The 20,618-nt window shown below is 29.4% G+C and carries 19 protein-coding genes and 1 other RNA gene; 16 read left to right on the top strand and 4 right to left on the bottom strand.

Translation table 11 applies throughout. The annotated features are described in order from the left end of the window. Nucleotides 1-14 precede the first annotated feature (14 nt). The 6 genes from V7Q02_RS06080 to bioA all read left to right on the top strand — a co-directional run bounded on the left by V7Q02_RS06080 (nt 15) and on the right by bioA (nt 8,664). A complete protein-coding gene (locus tag V7Q02_RS06080) occupies nt 15-3,584 on the top strand; it encodes a sacsin N-terminal ATP-binding-like domain-containing protein (protein WP_333860121.1) in 3,570 nt (1,189 codons plus the stop codon). A gap of 89 nt (nt 3,585-3,673) precedes the next feature. Further along, the gene (locus V7Q02_RS06085; RefSeq protein WP_333860122.1) at nt 3,674-3,877 is read left to right on the top strand and encodes a hypothetical protein; all 204 of its coding nucleotides are present in this window, start codon (nt 3,674-3,676) and stop codon (nt 3,875-3,877) included. Between the two features lie 110 nt (nt 3,878-3,987). Beyond that, nucleotides 3,988-5,688 carry a peptidase domain-containing ABC transporter gene (locus V7Q02_RS06090; RefSeq protein WP_333860123.1) on the top strand — a complete coding sequence of 567 codons (1,701 nt, stop codon included), beginning with the start codon at nt 3,988-3,990 and terminating at the stop codon, nt 5,686-5,688. A gap of 234 nt (nt 5,689-5,922) precedes the next feature. Then, on the top strand, nt 5,923-6,477 hold the full coding sequence (locus tag V7Q02_RS06095; protein ID WP_333860124.1) for a biotin transporter BioY: 555 nt from the start codon (nt 5,923-5,925) through the stop codon (nt 6,475-6,477). Nucleotides 6,478-6,566: 89 nt separating this feature from the next. Further along, nucleotides 6,567-7,292, top strand: a complete 726-nt coding sequence (bioD, locus tag V7Q02_RS06100; protein ID WP_333860125.1) for a dethiobiotin synthase — start codon at nt 6,567-6,569, stop codon at nt 7,290-7,292. Between the two features lie 19 nt (nt 7,293-7,311). Continuing rightward, nucleotides 7,312-8,664 (top strand): adenosylmethionine--8-amino-7-oxononanoate transaminase, encoded by a 1,353-nt coding sequence (gene bioA, locus V7Q02_RS06105; RefSeq protein WP_333860126.1) that lies wholly within the window; start codon nt 7,312-7,314, stop codon nt 8,662-8,664. 84 nt (nt 8,665-8,748) lie between these two features. Here the strand turns inward: bioA and V7Q02_RS06110 are convergent, their stop codons facing one another. After that, nucleotides 8,749-9,789 carry a CotS family spore coat protein gene (locus V7Q02_RS06110; RefSeq protein WP_333860127.1) on the bottom strand — a complete coding sequence of 347 codons (1,041 nt, stop codon included), beginning with the start codon at nt 9,787-9,789 and terminating at the stop codon, nt 8,749-8,751. 112 nt (nt 9,790-9,901) lie between these two features. Here V7Q02_RS06110 and V7Q02_RS06115 point away from each other — a divergent pair, with 112 nt between their 5' ends. The 8 genes from V7Q02_RS06115 (at nt 9,902) to rnpB (ending at nt 17,755) form a co-directional block, all read left to right on the top strand. Next, nucleotides 9,902-10,927 (top strand): deoxyguanosinetriphosphate triphosphohydrolase, encoded by a 1,026-nt coding sequence (locus V7Q02_RS06115; protein ID WP_333860128.1) that lies wholly within the window; start codon nt 9,902-9,904, stop codon nt 10,925-10,927. A 221-nt stretch (nt 10,928-11,148) separates the two neighbouring features. Further along, nucleotides 11,149-12,915, top strand: coding sequence for a DNA primase (gene dnaG, locus V7Q02_RS06120; protein ID WP_333860129.1), 1,767 nt, complete (start codon nt 11,149-11,151; stop codon nt 12,913-12,915). 20 nt (nt 12,916-12,935) lie between these two features. Then, nucleotides 12,936-14,000 carry an RNA polymerase sigma factor RpoD gene (gene rpoD / locus V7Q02_RS06125; RefSeq protein WP_333860130.1) on the top strand — a complete coding sequence of 355 codons (1,065 nt, stop codon included), beginning with the start codon at nt 12,936-12,938 and terminating at the stop codon, nt 13,998-14,000. Nucleotides 14,001-14,093: 93 nt separating this feature from the next. Further along, on the top strand, nt 14,094-14,981 hold the full coding sequence (locus V7Q02_RS06130; RefSeq protein WP_333860131.1) for a PH domain-containing protein: 888 nt from the start codon (nt 14,094-14,096) through the stop codon (nt 14,979-14,981). A 27-nt stretch (nt 14,982-15,008) separates the two neighbouring features. Then, complete coding sequence (locus tag V7Q02_RS06135) at nt 15,009-15,698, top strand: tRNA (adenine(22)-N(1))-methyltransferase (protein WP_333860132.1); 690 nt, start codon at nt 15,009-15,011, stop codon at nt 15,696-15,698. Further along, nucleotides 15,689-16,504, top strand: a complete 816-nt coding sequence (locus tag V7Q02_RS06140; RefSeq protein WP_333860133.1) for a Nif3-like dinuclear metal center hexameric protein — start codon at nt 15,689-15,691, stop codon at nt 16,502-16,504. Before V7Q02_RS06135 ends, V7Q02_RS06140 begins: the two co-directional genes overlap by 10 nt. Nucleotides 16,505-16,589: 85 nt before the next feature. Next, on the top strand, nt 16,590-17,300 hold the full coding sequence (locus V7Q02_RS06145; RefSeq protein WP_333860134.1) for a zinc ribbon domain-containing protein: 711 nt from the start codon (nt 16,590-16,592) through the stop codon (nt 17,298-17,300). Nucleotides 17,301-17,396: 96 nt separating this feature from the next. Next, nucleotides 17,397-17,755, top strand: an RNA gene (rnpB, locus tag V7Q02_RS06150) — RNase P RNA component class A. A 56-nt stretch (nt 17,756-17,811) separates the two neighbouring features. On the opposite strand, the gene V7Q02_RS06155 is transcribed toward rnpB, so the two are convergent. The 3 genes from V7Q02_RS06155 to V7Q02_RS06165 all read right to left on the bottom strand — a co-directional run bounded on the left by V7Q02_RS06155 (nt 17,812) and on the right by V7Q02_RS06165 (nt 19,910). After that, nucleotides 17,812-18,972, bottom strand: coding sequence for a tyrosine-type recombinase/integrase (locus V7Q02_RS06155; protein ID WP_333860135.1), 1,161 nt, complete (start codon nt 18,970-18,972; stop codon nt 17,812-17,814). A 78-nt stretch (nt 18,973-19,050) separates the two neighbouring features. After that, nucleotides 19,051-19,512: an ImmA/IrrE family metallo-endopeptidase gene (locus tag V7Q02_RS06160; RefSeq protein ID WP_333860136.1), complete on the bottom strand. Its 462-nt coding sequence runs from the start codon at nt 19,510-19,512 to the stop codon at nt 19,051-19,053. A 29-nt stretch (nt 19,513-19,541) separates the two neighbouring features. Continuing rightward, complete coding sequence (locus V7Q02_RS06165) at nt 19,542-19,910, bottom strand: helix-turn-helix domain-containing protein (protein ID WP_333860137.1); 369 nt, start codon at nt 19,908-19,910, stop codon at nt 19,542-19,544. Between the two features lie 205 nt (nt 19,911-20,115). Here V7Q02_RS06165 and V7Q02_RS06170 point away from each other — a divergent pair, with 205 nt between their 5' ends. Further along, the gene (locus tag V7Q02_RS06170; protein ID WP_333860138.1) at nt 20,116-20,322 is read left to right on the top strand and encodes a helix-turn-helix transcriptional regulator; all 207 of its coding nucleotides are present in this window, start codon (nt 20,116-20,118) and stop codon (nt 20,320-20,322) included. Between the two features lie 18 nt (nt 20,323-20,340). Beyond that, a complete protein-coding gene (locus V7Q02_RS06175) occupies nt 20,341-20,577 on the top strand; it encodes a helix-turn-helix domain-containing protein (RefSeq protein ID WP_333860139.1) in 237 nt (78 codons plus the stop codon). Nucleotides 20,578-20,618: the final 41 nt, after the last annotated feature.

Consider the following 20,618-nt stretch of genomic DNA (forward strand, 5'->3'; position numbering starts at 1 on the left):
AGGTGGTATTATTTATGGGGAAAATTGATTATAAAGCAATACGGGAATACAATAAAAAGATGTATCTGGGTTTTATATTGGAGCCGGAAAAGCATGAGGCTCTATTAGCTGGACATTATTCTGAAAGTAACCATTTTATATATGAACTTTTACAGAATGCGGAAGATGCTGGCGCTACTAAGGTTATATTTGAATACTATGAGGACAAGCTAATATTTTATCATGATGGAAAGCCTTTTGATCAGGCAGATGTTAAAGGTGTAGCTTCTCTTTTGATGGGGACAAAAAATAGGGAATCTGCCCAGACCATTGGTAAGTTTGGCATGGGATTTAAGTCTGTATATAAATACACCCGTCAACCGATTATTTATTCTGATGATGAGGCTTTTCGTATAGGAAACTATTTGTTACCAATAGAACTTGAAGAAAAGTGGAACTGGCATAAAGAAAAAAGTATGCTTTCATATACATTGAATTCAGGTGATGTAGTTATACCTTTTGATGGCTCTAAGCATCTTACTAAATTTATTATTCCATTTTCAAAAAAGAGTGATAAAGGGAGACCAATAAAAGTTCAAGGAAAAGAAGTCCTTCAAAAATTGGAAAGCCTTGATTTAGAAATACTTTTGTTTTTATCACATATAAAAAGATTGTTTTGGATAGATAAGGAATCTGGTAAACATGCCATGATTACTATTGAGGGAAATAAGCAGGATAAGAATTTAAAGACCTGTAGGATTGAGGGAACTGCTTACGGCAAAGGTGAAAAAATTGCAAACTATCTGAAGTTTACAAAAAAGTTTAATCATCCTGAAATGACTAATGCAGAGGTTAGTATTGCATATAGAATAAATAACCGTTCCAATAATATAAATGAAATGTCTGGAACAAATATATGGGTTTATTTTCCTACAAAAGATACGACAGAACTGCCTTTCCTTATACATGGCTCTTTTGAAACAGCTGTATCAAGAGAAAAACTTATGGCACCATCTGAATTTAACTCTGATATGTTTGATAAGATGGGAGATCTGATTTGTGAGTCATTTCTTGAGTTAAGGGAAAGAAAACTCATAACACAGATGTTTTTAAGAAAAGTTATTATAGCAGCGTTTAAAGATGAGGCTGAAAATCATACAATTCCCGGATTAAGAGAAAAGATTACAAAAGTATTTCTTAATGAAAATTTACTTCCAGATAAAAATGGTAATTATAAGCATACTGATGAATTATCTATAGCTGTACCATTTGGTATTGCCGACTTTTTTGATAAACCAATTTTTGAAGAATCATTTAGAGGAATAAAGGGATTTGTAACATTCAATAATGTACGAGAAAGTAACTTTACCGATTATTATATGTGGCTTAAAGATGATTTGCACTTAAATCTCTTTAATCTAGAGTCTTGGGCAAATATGCTCAGTAATATGAGAACACAATCAGTTAATACTGAGAAATCAGAATTTAAAGATTTGAAAGAATTTTATACTTTTGTTTCTGATAACCGTGAGTCTATATATAATACGAATTTGAGATATACAAGAAGTGGTTCTTATGAGAGGATAATTAGAGACTGCTTGGGTGAAGCATGGAAATATTTACGTCACGCACCAATTATTCTGAATGCCAATGATGAGTTGGTTCCTGCATATCATAAAGATTTACCCAATATATATCTTAATTCATCTAGTGAATATAAGAGTGTAATAGCTTCTGCAATTGTAAATGCAAAAATAGCTAGGGAGTTCATGCCTGTATTAACTGATGGCTTTAATGTTAGTGAATTTAATAACTATCAATATGTAAAAGAGAAAGTAATTAAGAAATATACAAAAATTGAAAATACAGTTGACTTTGATAATCCGGATGATTACAAAGAGGAGTACATTGAGGATATTCGGCAAATATTGAAATTGATTAATGATACTCATGATGCTAATCAAATAGCTAATTTAGTTAATGATGCATATATTATTAGGGTTATGACTGACGATGGTTTAGAAGAATTTTGCAGACCAAGCCAAGTTTATGTTGATATTTCCGAGGAAGGTATTGATATGACAATTTATTATGCCCATATTCCTAAAAATGATATTGATGAAGAATTTGATGTTTATCACTTAGATACAGAGTTTTATAATTCACATGGTATATCAATTAAAAAGTTAGAGCAACTTGGATTGATTACAACACCTGTAGTAGAAGGAATTAGGCATGGTAGAGGTCAAGGCTATGGATACTGCTGGACAGCTTTAGGTGAATATTGTCCTAAAATAGATATTGATGGTCTAAAAACTAATCTAACTTATATTGAAAATAATTCAGATGATGAGTTGGCAAGGAAGAAATCTGCGGAAATATTAAAGCTCATGTTGGCTATAAGTGAGAAGTTAAGTGGTACGATACGTTGTAGGAAGACTGATCCTTATGAAGAGTTTGAAGAATCTTCTGTCCTGAGCTCAATAAAGAGCTATGAGTGGTTATACAATAAAGATGGAGAGACTTGTTCAACGGTTGGAATGTCAAAATATGATCTGAATACAGGTATATATGGAGAACTGATCAGAAATAAGGAAGCATACAAAAGGCTTGGATTTATTGAAACGCAGGCTGATAATTGTGCAGATACTTTTGATATGGTATATTCTCTGAATAAAAAAGATAAGAGTATTCTTTTAAAACAGCTTGCAAGAGAGCTTGGAATGCAAGTTACAGATCCCGATAAGTGTGAAGATGAATTGCCAGAAGATGAAGAAGAAGGCGTATTTGATCCAAATTCATTGATATCTACAGATTTTCCAACTAGAGAAGTTAGAAATTTGGACAACCTTATTGAGCATGTTAGACAACAGTTTTTCTGTGCAGATCCTATAACCTATAAGAAGGTATTAAGACAAATTCGTGTAAGCAAAAATCCTAAGACAGTAAGAGCATATGCAATTGGTATGTATACGAATGATGGCAATATAAAAATATGTCAAATGTGTAAGCATCCTGCAGATCAGGCAGAAGTAACTGCTATTGCTAATTATGGAATTGAACTAGAACAGTTGAACTTATGTCTATGTCCAAATTGTGCTGCTAAATATAAAATGATGAGAGATGCTAATAGGGAAAAGTTTAAAAATGATATGAAGCAGGCAATTAAAAATTTGGATATCGATGAGGAATCTAGTGAATATAAAATTGAACTTAATTCAGATAACTCACTGTATTTTACACAGATTCATATAGCTGAAATACAAGCAATATTTGATTTACTTGATGAATACGGTTTGCCAAACGATGAAAAAGAACATGAAAGGAAGGAATTTTCTGATACTTTAAATAATTCAAATATACATTCAAGGAGAGATTTACTTTATGATGAAGATGAAGTTATGATAGAAGGAAAAGATAATGAAAGGATTCATGCTATTATGGATGGCAACTTTGTTGTATATAAGAAAATTGGAACTGGGGAATGTAAAGAAACAACAGTAAATAGCAAAGTATATCCATTACAAAAAGTATTTGTTGGTAAAAATAAAGGAGATATTGTTAGTCTGAATAATCAGAAGTATGAAATTATTAATATTCTGTAACTATTCAGGCATTGACGAATTTAAAATTGTTATTCCATATACGTATAGAACCAGTTTGAGTGCTTATATATTTTAACTGTTCAGTTATTATGGGAGGTGCATTATGGATAAAGAAGATAAACGTAAAATGGAAGAATATAAAAAAAGATTCAATGGCTAATTTTGCTGATTCAGTAAATCGTTCATATGTAGGCGATTTAAGTCAATTAACAAAGGGAAATTTACTTACGAAGATTATTGTTAGTATTGTAGTTATTGGAATAATATTATTAATATTCTTTGTCATTAATTAAAGTAGAAAAAATCTATGGAACTATAATTTAAAGAAGAATTTTATGAGTATGGTAGTAGTTTAGTGCGATTTTTTAGATAATGAGAACGTTTTAGATTAATACATTTATATATGGAAAAAATGCTTTCTATATTTTTAATGATGGGAGAAATGAGCAATATGAGAGGATATAGTAACTTACTAAAACTAAATATATATATTAAAAGATGTAAATTCAATTTTTTTGCTGGCATAGCAGGAATGATTATCTGTTCAATTATGTATACCCCTGTACCCTATTTAATGGGATATATAATAGACAAGGTTCTGATACCACATAAAAGTTACATAGAGTTATATAAAATAATTGCTGTGTTAATTTTATTACATATGTTAAGGTATGGTATAAGTATTATTTCAAAAAGTCTTTTTATAAAAGTTCAAAATTTTGTAGTTAATGAAGTTAGAGTATCCATGATGGATAAGATAATAGATTTGCCCATGAGTTTCTTAGACAAAAAAGAAAAAGGATATATACTTAGCAGGATATCTGAATGTGGAAACATAGGAAGTTTATTTTCCCCTATGTTCATAAATACGTTTTTAAGTATATTTGATTTTATATTTGCACTAATTATGATGATTACTTTAAGTTATAAGTTGAGTATTATAGTTTTGATTATAGTTCCAATATATTTTTTAACTGTAAAACATTCATCCAGTCAGTTATCGGAGAGCACAAAGTTAATGCTGGAAACAGGGGCTATTTTAAATGGTGAAACTTATGAAGTACTAAATGGCATAGAAGAGATAAAAATATTAAATGGCAAAAATGTTCAACTTAGAAAATTTAAAATGAAATTAAGTGAAATGGTAAAAAACAGTATAAGACAAAGTAAGCAAATTTTATTTTTTATGGAAAATATACTTTTAGTAAATAATTTAGCATCGGTTTTAATATTATTATTTTCAGGAATATTAATTTTAAGCAATCAGTTAACTATTGGAATATATACTGCTTTTATTGCATATATGAGCAAAGTATTTTCAACAACCTCAAGTTTTGCAAGTTTAGGGATGACTGTAAAACCTGTATGCGTAAGTATTGAAAGGATACAAGAGTTTTTAGAAATGGAGGATGAAAATACAGAAAAGCATGAAATAATGAATGAACATATAATTAGTATTTCAGGTGAAAATTTAAGCTTTAAATATGATGAAAATAGTGAGAATGTAATAAATAAATTAAATTTTAAAATGAATAAAGGGGATAAAGTTCTTATAAAAGGAGAAAATGGTGCAGGTAAGTCCACATTAATTAAGAATATTTTAGGACTATATTCTCCAGCGGAAGGTGAAATTTTTATAAATGGTAAGAGATATTCACTTATTGATAAAAGAAGTGTGAGAAATAAAATAGGAGTTGTATCTCAAAATGTATTTTTATTTAAAGGGAGTGTTTTAGATAATATTTTATATGGGCAATCTGATAAACACAAGGAAGATGTGTTATCTTTAATCCAAAAATATAATCTGGAAAAATATATTAAGGGATTTGAAAATGGCTTGGAAACTGAAATTAGCCAAAATGGAGTTGGAATATCAGGAGGACAAGCCCAGATTATTGCTTTTTTAAGGGCAACCATTGAAAAAAAGGATGTAATCATTTTAGATGAGGGGATAAGTAATATGGATATAGAAACCAGAAAAATTATTCTTAAAATACTTCAAGAAAGAGATATATGCAGCATCTTAATGATTATTTCTCATCAAGAAGAGGATGTAAAGTTTGTTAACAAAACGATATATCTAAATAAAGGGGATAGTGAATAATTGACTTTTTCGGCTTTTGATAATATGGGAGAGAGTTCCAAGGGGTGTGGGGAAGGCTAACCTATTAATATAGTGGCAAGTGGGGTATTGTAACTTAATTTCCTTAGGGTTTAAGTACACTACCCTATTTGTCATGTGCAATCCTGATTGTAAACTAATAAAAAAATAGGGTTGACAATAGTGGAGTTATTTAGTATTATTGATGCAACAAATAGTGGAATAGGTGAATATTTTATGAAAAATGTAAGAAATTTAATTTTAGTAGCTATGTTTGCAGCTTTAACGGCAATAGGAGCATTCATCAGAATACCAATACCATATGTGCCTTTTACTCTGCAGTATTTATTTTGTGCTTTAGCAGGTATAATTTTAGGGGCAAAAATGGGGGCTTTATCACAAATAGTTTATGTTGTTACTGGACTTGTTGGTGTACCTGTCTTTACTGAAGGTGGTGGTTTTAATTACATATTTAAACCTACTTTTGGGTATCTTCTAGGATTTATTATAGCAGCGTATGTCATAGGCAAAATAAGAGAAAATATAAAGAAATTAACATTTACTAAAGCAGTATTTATGCTGCTTTTAGGTTTGTTCTTTATATATCTATTTGGAGTGATATATTTGTATATTATCTATAATTTATATTTAGGAAAGAATATTTCTTTTTATTTTGCATTTTTTTATGGTTTTGTGGTTTGTATAGCTGGGGATTTGATATTAACAGTGTTGGCAGCTTATGTATCTATAAAAATATTACCTGCTTTAAGAAAAAATGGGTATATAGTTTAAAAGCTAACAAGAAAATACAATCTATGAAGTTTAAAAATACAGAATTGGCAAAGAAAAATGAAGTAAATTAGATATGGAGGTTAAGAGAAATGGCTAAAGGAATATTTATAGTTGGGACAGATACCGACATTGGTAAAACTATTGTAACTGCTGCACTTATGTATGTATTAAGGAATAAGGGATATAATGCTACTTATTTTAAAGCCGCTTTAAGTGGTGCCTTGAAAATAAGTGATGAGTTTATTCCAGGAGATACTAAATTTGTAAGTGATGTGAGTGGGTTAAAAGAATCCTATGAAAATATGACACCTTATGTTTATGGTACTGCAGTATCTCCTCATCTTGCATCAAGGTTGGAAAACAATCCTATAGATTTAGATATAGTAAAAGAAAAATATAATTATTTAAAGGAAAAATATGATTTTATAGTTGCTGAAGGCAGTGGTGGAATAGTGTGCCCATTGATAGATTATGAAATAGGAGTATATACTATTGGAAATCTTATTAAGGATCTAAATATGAGCGTTATCATTGTGGCAGGTGCTGGACTTGGCACAATAAATCATACAGTGCTTACAGCAAAATATATAGAAAATTTAGGGATTAAAATTAAAGGTATTATAATAAACAAATATGAAGAGGATTTATTTTATGATGATAATATTGAAATGATAGAAAAAATTACCCAACTGCCTATAATAGGAAGGCTTGAATATATAAAGGGTATGGATGATGAATATATAGAAGCTATAAGAATAAGTTCTGAAAAAGCTTTCAATGCTGAGAATATAATAGAGTATATGGAGCAATTATAATAAAAACTGAGGTGTGATTATGAGGAATTATGTAAAAAGAGATTTAAAATATATATGGCATCCCTGTGGACAAATGAAAGATTATGAGGAGTTTAATCCAATAGTTATAGAAAAGGGAGAAGGAGTATGGCTTTACGATATTCAGGGGAATAAATATTTAGATTGTGTGTCATCTTGGTGGACAAATACCCTGGGACACAGTAATAAAAGAATTAATAAGGCTATAAAAGAACAAATAGATAATGTCGAGCATGTTATATTTGCAAATTTTTCAAATAAGCCTGCAATAGATTTGTCAGAAAAGCTGGTAAATATAACGCCAGATAGGTTAACAAAAGTATTTTTTTCCGATAATGGTTCTTCAGCAGTAGAAATAGCTTTAAAGATGAGTTTTCATTATCATATGCAAAGAGGAAACACTAAAAAGAAAAGATTTGTGGCTCTGAGTAATGCATATCATGGAGAAACTTTAGGTGCTTTATCTGTTTGTGATATTGATGAGTATAATAATATATACAAGCCTCTTCTTTTAGATACTATAAGAGTAGAGGGACCAGATTGCTATAGGTGTAAATATGGATATACTAAAGATAATTGCAATGCAGAGTGTTTTGAAAGTATGAAAAAGTGTATGGAAGAAAAACATGATGAAATAAGTGCTATAATAGTTGAACCTATGGTTCAGGGAGCTGCAGGTATGAAAATATATTCACCTGATTATTTAAAGAAGCTTCGTAAAATTTGTGATAAGTATAATGTACATCTTATTGCAGACGAGATTGCAGTTGGTTTCGGAAGAACTGGAAAAATGTTTGCCTGTAATCATGCTGAAATAAGTCCAGATTTTATGTGCCTTTCAAAAGGAATTTCCGCAGGATATATGCCCATGTCTGTAGTTATGACAACGGATGAAATATATAATTGTTTTTATGGTAATTATAATGAACGAAAAGCATTTCTTCACAGTCATACATATGCAGGTAATGCTATGAGTTGTGCCATTGCCTTAGAAAGTTTAAAAATATTTAAAGAAGATAATATTATTGAAAATAATCGAAAAAAAGGCAAACTAATAAAAAAGCTTGCACTAGAAAAAGCAAAAACATCAAAACATGTAGGGGAAGTTAGAAGTATAGGTATGATAACAGCTATTGAAATAGTAGAAGATAAGTTGACTAAAAGAAGCTATCCCTGGGAAATAAGAGTAGGGTATGAAATTTATAAAATTGCTCTTGGCAAGGGAGTATTATTAAGACCTATTGGAGATGTCCTTTATTTTATTCCTCCATATATTATTAATGAAGATGAAATAAAATTTATGGTAAATGCCTGTTTTGAAAGTATAGAAGAATATTTTATAGAAAATAATTAAGTGACTCAGAAGTAGGGGGTTCAGGTGGAGTTTATATAGGTAAATGTTATCTCCACCTGAACCCTATTTATGTTCCAGGGATAATTAATTAATTAGAGTATTAAATTTTTTTTCTGTATATTTTCCAAGGCCTATTATAAATTCTAATTGATTAAGATTATTATTAGAAGCCTTTTTTAATAAATAAAAAAAAGAGTTCATATTACATTTTGTTATATTATTATAGTAGTCTCTAGATATTTTCCAAAATTTTTGAGGAAAGGATAGATAAGAAATGATATACTTATAATCATCTAAGGTTAAGCTAGAGATTTTTTCGTAAAGAGATAAGCATTTTATAGCTGTATTTAAATCCCAATTAATGTTAGTTCTCTTTAAAAATCTTCTTAGAAAGTAAGATAAATCATGAGAACAGTAATCTATGCTGCATTTGTCAAAATCTATTACCCAAATTTTATTGTTATTATCGAATATTATATTTTTATTTACATAATCTAAGTGACAAAGAGATGTAGTTAAATTATGATAGTTTATGGTAGAAGATACTGTAAGTGCTATTTCAGCCAGAGTGGAATTAACTTCAAAATTTTTTGAAAATAGTTTAGAAAATTTATCTTGATATCTAAAAGATAAATTTGAACAGTTTAGAAGTTGTTTAAAATGTTTTTCAAAGGAGGTATATATTTTTTGGAAATTAGTTCTTTTGTAGCTGTTATCTATCGGAATGAAGTTTTTAGATCTATTGTGCATTTTTGCCAGGTTTAAAGTAGTGCTAAATAAATGGAAACTATTATCATAATTGCATTTTATACCGTCTATCCAGGGTGTTAATATAAAAAGCATATTATTGTATTTTACAAAGCGGTCCTTATTAATTGTGGGCAGTATTCTTGGAACTTTTATGTTATTTCTGAACAACCATTCTATTGCAGAATATACAAAGAGTAAATTTTTTTCATCAAAATATACTTTTTTTAAACAATAATCTTTATTTAAATAGGATATTTTATATACTGCCCTTTGTTTGTTTGTGTCTTTAAATTTGATTCTAGTTATATCTGCATTTTTCATATTGTATTTTGGAAGTACATGTTCTTTTACATTTTCCTCAGATAATAAATCCATACAAAAACTCCTTAAAAAGTTCTTTCCTTATAATAATATTAGAGAGTTTTTTATAATATACATTTCTTGTTAAAAAAGCAATCTTCAATAATAAACTTTAGGAGATGATTTTATGAATATAAGACAAAAAATAGAAGATAAAGAAAAATTGATGTTGATAAAAGAAGCCGCTCTTTCTTCTAACAGTAGGGGAAGAAGTATAAATGAAGAAAAAGACAACATTAGAACTGATTATATGATAGATAGAGACAGAATAATACATAGTAAGTCTTTCAGAAGACTTAAGCATAAAACTCAAGTGTATATAAAAACCCAAGGAGATCATTATAGAACCAGGCTTACCCATACCTTGGAAGTAAATCAAATAGGGAAAAGTATAGGAAAAGGTATAGGATTAAATGAAGATCTAATAGAAGCTATAGCAATGGGACATGATATAGGTCATGTAGCTTTTGCCCATAGCGGAGAGGAACTGTTAAATAAACTTTTGCCTCAGAGATTTAATCATAGCGAAAATAGTGTGCGTGTACTTACTAAAATAGAAAAATTAGGTAAAGGCTTAAACTTAACTGAAGAAGTATTGGATGGAATATTAAATCACAGTGGTTTTTCCAGTAAGTCAAAAGCATTGACATTAGAGGGACAGGTAGTTAGATATAGTGATAAAATAGCTTATATAAATCATGACATAGATGATTCCATAAGAGCAGGACTGTTAAAAAATGAACAAATCCCTTCATCTTCAGTAAAGGTACTAGGAAATACCAATAGTGAAAGAATAGATACACTGGTAAAAGACTGTATTTATACAACTATAGATAATATTGAAAAAGGAATAAGCCAGGTGTCTTTAAGTAAGGAAGTATTTGAAGCCCTGAGTATACTAAGAGAATTTATGTTTAAAAAAATTTATAGGGGCAATATACTTAAAGATGAAAGAGATAAGGCTAAATTTGTATTAGAACAGGTGTTTAATTACTTTTTAAAAAATCCAGATAAAATGCCTGAATTTTATATGGACATTGTGGAAAGTGAAGGACTTTATAGAGGGGTATCAGATTATATATCCGGCATGAGTGACGATTATTGTATTATGCAGTTTAATAATATATATATGCCTAAATTTGTTATATATTGAAGAATAATTTTTACTATTATATGGGTAAAATACGAATATAAATATAGTAAATTTAATTATTTATTTTCACAGAAGGATATTTAATTTTTATAAAGAATATATTATATATAATATATTCCTATTAAAAAAAGAAAAATATTTATTTTTAAGGAAGGAATATAGTAATTTATGTCGAATATATTTATTCTTGAGCGTAATAATTTGAGATAGGGGGGAATTTAGTGATATCGGAAGATGTCATTCAAAGGATCAAAGCGGAAAATGACATAGTAGATATAATATCCGAAAAAGTAAGCTTAAAAAGATCAGGTAGGAATTACTTGGGACTATGTCCCTTTCACAATGAGAAAACTCCCTCTTTTAGTGTATCTAGAGATAAGCAGATATATAAATGTTTTGGATGTGGAGAGGCAGGTAATGTAATAACTTTTGTAATGAAGTCACAGAATTTAGGCTTTTTAGAAGCAATAGAATTGTTGGCAGATAGAGTAAATATAGATATAGATTTAAGTAAAAATAACAGGAAAAGTACATTTGAAAATTTATATAAATTAAATGTAGAAGCAGCTAAATATTATTTTTATTCTCTAAATAAAAATAAATATGCTAAATCATATCTATTGAATCGAGGAATAACGGAACATACCATAATGAAATTTGGCCTTGGATATTCTAATGACGGTTGGAATCATATGATGAGTTTTTTGAAAAACAAAGGATTTACTGAGTCAGATATGGTTTCAAATGGACTTATAATCAGAAGTGAAAAAGGAAATTATTATGATAGATTTAGGAACAGGATAATGTTTCCAGTATTTGATTATAGAGGGAAAATAATAGGGTTCGGAGGTAGGGTATTAGATGATTCAAAGCCCAAATATTTAAATTCACCAGAAACTCCTTTGTTTAAGAAAGGTGTAAATCTTTACGGATTAAATTTTGCTATAAAAAGTAATATGTCTAGGACTCTTATAATTGTGGAAGGATATATGGATTGTATAGCACTCCATCAATATGGTATAAAAAATGTTGTAGCTTCTTTAGGAACAGCCCTCACTGTAAATCAGGCAAAGCTCATGGCAAGATATGTAGATAAAGTAATATTATCCTATGATGCGGATAAGGCAGGTGAAATAGCTACACTAAGAAGTATGAGCATACTGAAAAATGTGGGGCTTGAGGTGAAAATCCTATCTATACCGCAGGGTAAGGATCCAGATGAATTTATTAGAAAAAATGAAAGACAATCATTTTTGGAACTTGTAGAAAAAGCTGATGATTTAATAGATTATAGGGTTAAAAATATAAAAAAGAATATAGATTTTAATAATCCACAAGATGTTGTAAAGTATACGGAAAGAGTATTGAAGATATTGGTTGAGTTAAATCCCATAGAAAGAGAAATACATATAAAGAGATTATGGGAGGATACAGGTATAAAAGAACAAACACTGTATGACATGTTAAATATAACTGCACAAAAAAATGTAAAAAAAGATGTAAATGTGAATATAGATATGAATTTTGGACAAAAATTATATTTAGAACCCGCATATTTAAAGGCAGAGAGGGCTTTTTTAAAGCTTATACTAGAAAATAATGAAGCTTTTAAATATAGTTTGAATAAAATAAAAAATGATGAACTTATACTAGAAAGTCATAAAAAGATATATGAATATATAATTGAAAATATAAAGTATGATGACCCACAAAAAAGAAAAAAGTGTATAGAATCAAAATGTGTAGATATAGACACATCTAAAGAATGGGTAAATATTATGGAAACAGAAGTTCAGTGTGATAGTGAAGAATGGATGAATATGTTACATAATTTTATAAATAGAATAAAAAAATACAAATTGGAAGAATATAAAAAAAATATTATTGGAAAAATAAAGGAATGTGAATCTAAAGGAAATTTAGAAGAATCTCTGGAGTTTGCACAACAGTTGATGGAAATACAAAAAAGAATAGGTGAAATACAGTAATGGTCAAGGGAGGCAAGTAAATGAAAGATAAAAGTGCAAAAGTAAAATTAGTTAAGAAGCTCATAGAAAAAGGTAAAAAAAACGGCACTTTAACCTATAAAGAAATAATGGATGAATTACAAGAAGTAGATTTAAGTCCGCAGCAAATAGAAAAGATATATGAGGTACTTGAATCTATGGGAATAGAAGTAAATGGAGATATGCATGATCTGGAATTAAATGAAAAGAATTTAGATTTATCAGTTCCAGAAGGCATTGCCATAGATGATCCTGTAAGAATGTACTTAAAAGAAATAGGAAAAGTACCTTTGCTTTTACCTGAAGAAGAGATGTCCCTTGCAAAAAAAATAGAAGAAGGAAACCAAATCGCCAAAAAGAAATTAGCAGAAGCCAACTTAAGATTGGTAGTTAGTATAGCAAAAAGGTATGTAGGAAGGGGAATGCTTTTTTTAGATTTAATTCAAGAGGGAAATTTAGGTCTTATAAAGGCAGTAGAAAAGTTTGATTATAGGAAAGGATTTAAGTTTAGTACCTATGCAACCTGGTGGATAAGGCAAGCAATTACAAGAGCAATAGCAGATCAGGCTAGAACTATAAGAATACCTGTTCATATGGTTGAAACTATAAATAAGCTTATAAGAGTTTCAAGGCAGTTACTCCAGGAACTTGGAAGGGAACCTCATGCTGAGGAAGTAGCTAAGATAATGGAGATGCCTGTAGATAAAGTCAGGGAAATTATGAAAATAGCACAGGAGCCGGTATCTTTAGAAACCCCAATTGGAGAAGAAGAGGATAGTCATTTGGGAGATTTTATACCTGATGATGAGGCACCAGCTCCGGCAGAAGCGGCAGCTTTTACCATGCTTAAAGAACAGCTTATAAATGTACTTGACACTTTAACTCCAAGGGAAGAAAAAGTATTGAGATTAAGATTTGGATTAGACGATGGAAGAGCCAGAACTTTAGAAGAAGTAGGAAAAGAATTTAATGTAACCAGAGAAAGAATAAGACAGATAGAGGCAAAAGCACTGAGAAAGTTAAGACATCCAAGTAGAAGTAAAAAGTTAAAAGATTACCTAGATTAAAGCACCATTTGCAAGGTGCTTTTATATATAGGATATAATTTTGGCGAAAGATGCAGTTTGTTTTATAATAGGTATTGAAAAGGTGGTGAATATGTGAAGAAGTATAAATCAGCAAAAGGAATAGGTATATATATTATATTGGGGATGACTATTTTATATAATAGTTTATTAATATTTTTAATATATTATGTAGATTCTTATGAGATATCAATCCTATTAAAATTCATTTTAGTAGCAGTTAATTTGTATCAGCTGTACTATATCATAATATGTGGAACCTTAAAATATTTTATAGATTCGGAAAATCTATATATAACTAGCATGTTAAAATTGAAAAATGAAAAAATTTCTTTTAATGATATTCAAATGTATCAGAAGTCAAAGGGTAGGATCAGGGGAGTAAAAGTATCAGGCTATGGCAAAAATAAATTTGCCATAGGTAAATCTTTTATTCATAAAATAGGAAATACTCAAATGTTTGTTACCTCAACTGAAAATGTCATATATTTAAAAACAGGTACGGTAAGCTATGCTGTATCTCCAGAAAATTTTTATGAATTTGAAATGGAATTAAATAAAAGAAAAATACTTTATTCAGAATGGGAAAGCAAATTAAGTAAAATTGTTAATCTAAATAGAAAAAGAAAGTTTTTTATACCTTTTGTAATCACTGCCATAATTATAATTTTGATTACTTTAAATCCAATAATACTATATCTTCAGGGAAAACTACCTGATAAAATGCCTCTTAGTTTTCAACCTAATTTTACGGCCATAGAATTTGGGACAGGTAGGCAGTTTGCATTTAAACAAATGAGTTATGGTCTCTTAAATATGGGGTTATTGTTTTGTATGTATTATGCAGGATATATTTATTCTAGATATGGTGAAAAGTATGCTTATAGGTTTTTATATATAGCACTTATAGTTTCAGTGATTTTTTTAGTTATGCAGATAAAGATAATTTATACATTTGGATAATTAGCTTACTTTAGAATGGAGAATTATATGGAGATTAGTATAAGACTTAAAACTTTATTAAATATGGTGGATAATTGCCAATGTATGGCAGATATAGGAACAGATCATGGGTATGTGCCCATTTACCTGATAAAAAATAAAATTTGTGGAAGAGCTATAGCTTCAGATATAAATAAAGGGCCTATGAAAAAGGCAGAATTTAATATAAAGCTTCATAAGTTAGAAGATAAAATACAGTGTAGATTAGGCAGGGGACTTTCCACTATAGAACCTGGGGAAGCTAAGGAAATAGTAATTGCAGGTATGGGTGGCAATCTTATAAGGGATATAATAGAAGAGGGTTTAGAGGTGTTTAAGGAAGCAAAATCTCTAATACTTCAACCTATGCAGCATTCCCAGGTACTGAGAAAGTACATATATAACAGTGGATTTAAAATATTAGATGAAGAATTATGTATTGACGAAAATAAATTTTATGAGATAATAAAAGTAGCATATGATGAAAATATACAATATATAGATAGTATATTTTATGAGGTAGGAGAATTACTGGTAAAAAAGAAGCATAGTCTTATTTTTGAATTTTTAAAGAGTAAAATTGACAATTACAATAAAATAATTTTGAGCATAAATAAAGATACGGAACTGGCCAATGAAAGAAAAGCAAATTTACTAAATAAAATAAAAAAATTGCAGGAGCTGATGGAATGTATTTAAGAGTGAAAGATATACATAATATAATGGAAGAATATGCTCCTTCTGTACTTAAGGAAAGTTATGATAATGTGGGACTTATGGTAGGAAATATGGAGGATAAGGTAACTTCTATACTTATAGCTTTAGATTGTACTTTAGAAGTAATAAAAGAGGCAAAACAAAATAAGTGTAATCTGATACTTACCCATCATCCATTATTGTTCAAAAAACCGGATAGTGTGACTACAGATACTTTAATTGGCAGAAAAATAATAGAATTAGTAAAAAATAATATAAATGTATATTCTGCTCATACTAATCTGGACTCTGTAAAAGGAGGAATTAATGATATTATTATGAATTTACTTCAGTTAACATCCTGCCATATAATTGATCCCTCAGATATCCAGTGTTATGGAAAAGATCATTGTGGCATAGGAAGGATTGGTAAGCTTAAATCTTCCGTTACATTAGAAGAACTTTGCAACAAAGTAAAGGATAATTTAAACATTCCTATGGTGAAATATTCAGGAAGCGAATCCAAAATTATAAATAAAATAGCAGTTATAAATGGAAGTGGGGAAAGTTATTTTGACTCTGCAAAGCTATTAGGTGTAGATTGTATAATTACCGGAGATACTACATATCATTATGTAAGTGATCTGAAGGAAGAGGGAGTTGCTGTAATTGATGCCGGTCACTTTGAAACAGAATGGCCTGCTATGAAAAGAATAGCAGAATTTTTAATGCAAAAAATACAATCTGATGGATTTTGTAATACTGTAATTTTATCAAAAGTAAATAGAAGTCCGTATAAATATAAGTAGAAGTGAGATTTGGTTTCATTTCTGCTTTTTTAATTTAATGCTTTCATTATATATTTGAAGTTGAATTTAATAGGGAGGATGTATTATGCTGGATTTGCTTATTGGAATTCAAGATAATAAAAAAATAATAAAAGAAGCTAAAAGAGAATTAAAAACTGGTTTGAGTATTTATTCTATGAAAAAAATAAAAGATGAATTCGAACAGGAAAAAGAAAATTACAAATCCATAGATATTAAACTAAAAAAGAATAGGACAGAAATAGAAAGTGTTGAAAATAAACTGAATATTGTTAAGGAAGAAATATCTTCTGAAGAAAATAAATTATATGGAAATTCAAAATATGATTTAAAATTAATTAATTCTTTGGAAAAATCTATTGAATCAAAGGCAGATAAAGTTAAAGAATTAGAAGAGAGAAATTTAAAACTGTTATATGAAGAGGAAGAGTTGTTAGAACAAAAAAAATATAGTGGGAAGAGGCTAGTTGATCTCCAAACTGATTTTCATAAAAGTAAAAAAAACAGTAGTGAGAAGATAACTAGAATTAAGCAAAATATAGAAAAAGCTCAGCAGAATATTTACGATATTGAGAAGCAGATTCCAAAAGAATTGTTGGATAAGTTTAATCAGTTATCCTCTGTTAAAGGAACAGGAGCGGCCAGATTATCAGAAGGGGTATGTTTGGGATGTAAAATGAAAGTATCTGCTATGACTATAGATAATGTAAAGAATCGCAGAGGCATAGTCTACTGTGATAATTGTGGAAGGATAATAAGTTGTAATAAAACATCTTAAAATTAATAAATATTTCTAAGTATTATTTAATTCCATTTAAGATTTATTTCAGATTTTTATTGTAATATACTATTATCTATGATATTATTTAATTCGTAAGTAAGCCAGACAATCGCTGCTGTATAATTACAGGAGAGGAAAGTCCGAGCTTCATAGGGCAGGGTGCTGGGTAATACCCAGTCAGGGTGACCTGAAGGAAAGTGCAACAGAAATATACCGCTAAAATAATAAGAAATTATTGTTTTAGTAAGGATGGAATGGCGAGGTAAGAGCTCACCAGCGCATTGGTGACTTTGCGGCTATGTAAACCCCACCTGAAGCAAGATCGAATAGGAAAGCATATTAAAAAGTGGCCCGCTTTGCTTTCGGGTAGTATCGCTGGAGCCTATTGGTAACAATAGGCCTAGATAGATGATTGTCTAATACAGAACTCGGCTTATAGACTTACTTACCCATTGAAAACACTAGGCTTGTAGCTTAGTGCTTTTTATTTTGCCATACTCTTGCCATACTAATTACCGTTTATCAAATTCGAAATGCTATCAGTGGCTTGTTTTTGCATCTTTTTATTTACATGGGAATATATGTTTGCGGTAGTAGAAATGTCTTTATGTCCAAGACGTTCCTGGATAACTTTTAAATCATTTCCCTCTTGGAGTAAAAGAGTTGCATTAGTATGTCTTAAATTGTGAAATGTTACATTTTTATTTATATTGGCTTTCTTTAAAACTTTTTTTAATTTGTTTAAGTAATACATGGGATGAATATATTTTCCATCCTGCCATACCATTACAAGCTCATATTTGTTATTATCAAAAATATTTTTATTAATATAAAATTGACCGTATTTTAGCTTGTTTTTGGCTTGCTTTTTATGGAGTTCTTTTAATAGCTGTAGTGCTCCATCTGAAATGTAAATACTTCTATTGCTTTCGTCTGTCTTAGGGTTAATCATATAAACATGGCCATTGCTATAAATTAGATTGTTCTTTATGGTAACTATATTTTCTTTTACATTTATGTCTTTCCATTCAAGCCCACCAAGCTCCCCTCTACGTAACCCTAATTCTAATGTTAATCTTAAAGCTATGTGGAACATATAATCATATATATTAGTTTTATCTAAAGCACTATATAATTTAGCAATTTCATCCACATCTAAGATATCAGGTTTGAAATTTGTTCTCTTAGGACGTTCTATATATTTGCAAGGATTATCCTTTATAAGCTTTAATTTTAATGCCCTATTCATTATTGTATTGGTTATTGTATAAATAGATTGTAAAGTAGAATTACCAATACTATTTTCCTTTTTTATATCAAGTAACATTTTTTCAACATGAATAGGCTGGATATCAACTATGTTTATATGCCCTATAGCGGGTGATAAATACTTGTTAACTAATTCTTTATATCTATTATACGTTGTTATCTTCCGAAGGGGTTTAACATATCCATCTAGCCATTCTAAAGCAAATTGAGTAAGTATAATTTTTTTAGGCTCAATATAGTTTCTATGCTCGTATTCATATAGGGCACCACGCATTGCTTTTTCTGCAATAGGTTTACTTTTGAAGCCGCTCTTTTCTTTCATTTTCTTTTTCCCATTTATTTCTCCAATGTAGAAATAATAACTCCATGTTTTGCCACGCTTTCTAACTCCACCTTTCATTAAAATCCTCCTTATCAGAACCTATGTTCTGTTATTTAGTTAAAAAATATATGCTATTTCACATATGTACCACCTCCTTTAAAACTTCTTAAAGATTCCAAAATTAGGTTCAAAATATATAACGTATGTATCTATTTCGTAGCACACCCCATATTTTTCTCTATAGTGTTGAATAGCTTCTTCTAAAAAATTTTCTGTTATGTTTAAGTATTCAGCTAAATCATACTTGCTTCTAATGCCCTTTTCAAATGCGGTTACAATAGAAATTATTCCCGCTAACTTCTCATAAGCCCAATTTCTAGCACGTTTTTCTTGTTTTCTATTGCTTGTATTTTTAGCATCAAGAATATTGCCAGAAGATGTTTTAAGGTGGCCTATTTCCTCAATCAAGGTGCAACGTTTTTCAGCTGTAGTTTCTAACTTAGCATTTATAGCAATTACATTATCTAAATAGTATCCTTTAGATTTACCTTTAAAATTCATCTCAATAACGTTCACACCTTCTTTGCTAGCTTCATTGATTAAATCATCAAACCCCATATGTTATCCCCCTTACTTTTTATAAAAAGTTATTTTTTCTTTTTCTTTGATAACACATATTTTATGAAATTTTCTATATCTTCCTTATCATCTTCTGTAAATTCTTCACCTTCAAAGTGTGCTGCAATTGTGTTTATTCCGTTGTCTTTGACTATTTTATTTATTCTATCTATAGGCTTTTCTTCTACAGTGCCATCTTCATCAAAGAATTCATTAACTGATACACCAATGGCATTTGCTATAGAATCTAATACCTCTGTACCTACATTTGTTCTTTTATTATTTTCAATAGAACTGAGGTATCCGCCACTTATATTGGCACGTCTTGCTACCTCGTTAAGACCTATGCCTTTACTTAGTCTAATTCTTTTTATATTATCCCCTAACAATTTTATCACCTCATGGTAAATATTATATACTACCAGTTAATAAAAATCAATAATAATTGAAGAAAAATTAAGATAATAAAAGTATGAGTAAACTATTTGCTACCAGTTAACGATTGTGATAAAATATAAGGTTATTTGCAATTTTTACTTACTGTCAGTATATGATATTATTTACTTACAGTAAACATTAACTAAGAGAAAAGAGGTGGAATAGTTGAACAGAATAGATTCAATAAGATTAAGAAAAGGCTTAAGTTATGGATTTATAGCTAAAGAAACAGGTTTATCTTCTGCTTATATATGTTTTCTGGCGAAGGATAAAAGAACTAATCCAAGTTTTAATACTATGCAAAAAATATCATCTGCATTAGGTGAAAAAGTAGAAAAGGTATTTAAGTTTAATGAAGATATAAGGCAATAAAGAAGGGAGCTGAAATAAGTGGAAGATTATTTAATGTCTGTATCAGATGCGGTTAAGAGATTAAAAACGGATAAAGCCACAGTATATGAGCTTATAAAAAGAGGATTATTAAAAGCCTTAAAAATAAGGAGTCTTAAAATAAGCAATTCGGAGATAAATCGTTTCTTGACAGTATATCAAGGCATGGATTTAAGTGATCTAGATAACATCAAGGAAATTGATTTAGAAGAAGCCTACGTTGGAAGAAAGAATTAAAATATTCTTTCAACATATGCTACAAGCCATATCTATATAAA

Source organism: Clostridium sp. (genome assembly GCF_036781005.1).
In the GTDB taxonomy this organism is placed as follows: domain Bacteria; phylum Bacillota; class Clostridia; order Clostridiales; family Clostridiaceae; genus Clostridium_B.

Bases quoted from the DNA above. Each gene is read 5' to 3' on its own strand.
- V7Q02_RS06080 (WP_333860121.1), top strand. From the start codon at position 15: ATGGGGAAAATTGATTATAAAGCAATACGGGAATACAATAAAAAGATG.
- V7Q02_RS06135 (WP_333860132.1), top strand. From the start codon at position 15,009: ATGGAGATTAGTATAAGACTTAAAACTTTATTAAATATGGTGGATAAT.
- V7Q02_RS06110 (WP_333860127.1), bottom strand. From the start codon at position 9,789: ATGGATTTATTATCTGAGGAAAATGTAAAAGAACATGTACTTCCAAAA.
- V7Q02_RS06090 (WP_333860123.1), top strand. From the start codon at position 3,988: ATGGAAAAAATGCTTTCTATATTTTTAATGATGGGAGAAATGAGCAAT.
- V7Q02_RS06085 (WP_333860122.1), top strand. From the start codon at position 3,674: ATGGGAGGTGCATTATGGATAAAGAAGATAAACGTAAAATGGAAGAAT.
- V7Q02_RS06145 (WP_333860134.1), top strand. From the start codon at position 16,590: ATGCTGGATTTGCTTATTGGAATTCAAGATAATAAAAAAATAATAAAA.
- V7Q02_RS06140 (WP_333860133.1), top strand. From the start codon at position 15,689: ATGTATTTAAGAGTGAAAGATATACATAATATAATGGAAGAATATGCT.
- V7Q02_RS06115 (WP_333860128.1), top strand. From the start codon at position 9,902: ATGAATATAAGACAAAAAATAGAAGATAAAGAAAAATTGATGTTGATA.
- bioD (WP_333860125.1), top strand. From the start codon at position 6,567: ATGGCTAAAGGAATATTTATAGTTGGGACAGATACCGACATTGGTAAA.
- bioA (WP_333860126.1), top strand. From the start codon at position 7,312: ATGAGGAATTATGTAAAAAGAGATTTAAAATATATATGGCATCCCTGT.
- rpoD (WP_333860130.1), top strand. From the start codon at position 12,936: ATGAAAGATAAAAGTGCAAAAGTAAAATTAGTTAAGAAGCTCATAGAA.
- V7Q02_RS06160 (WP_333860136.1), bottom strand. From the start codon at position 19,512: ATGGGGTTTGATGATTTAATCAATGAAGCTAGCAAAGAAGGTGTGAAC.
- V7Q02_RS06095 (WP_333860124.1), top strand. From the start codon at position 5,923: ATGAAAAATGTAAGAAATTTAATTTTAGTAGCTATGTTTGCAGCTTTA.
- V7Q02_RS06155 (WP_333860135.1), bottom strand. From the start codon at position 18,972: ATGAAAGGTGGAGTTAGAAAGCGTGGCAAAACATGGAGTTATTATTTC.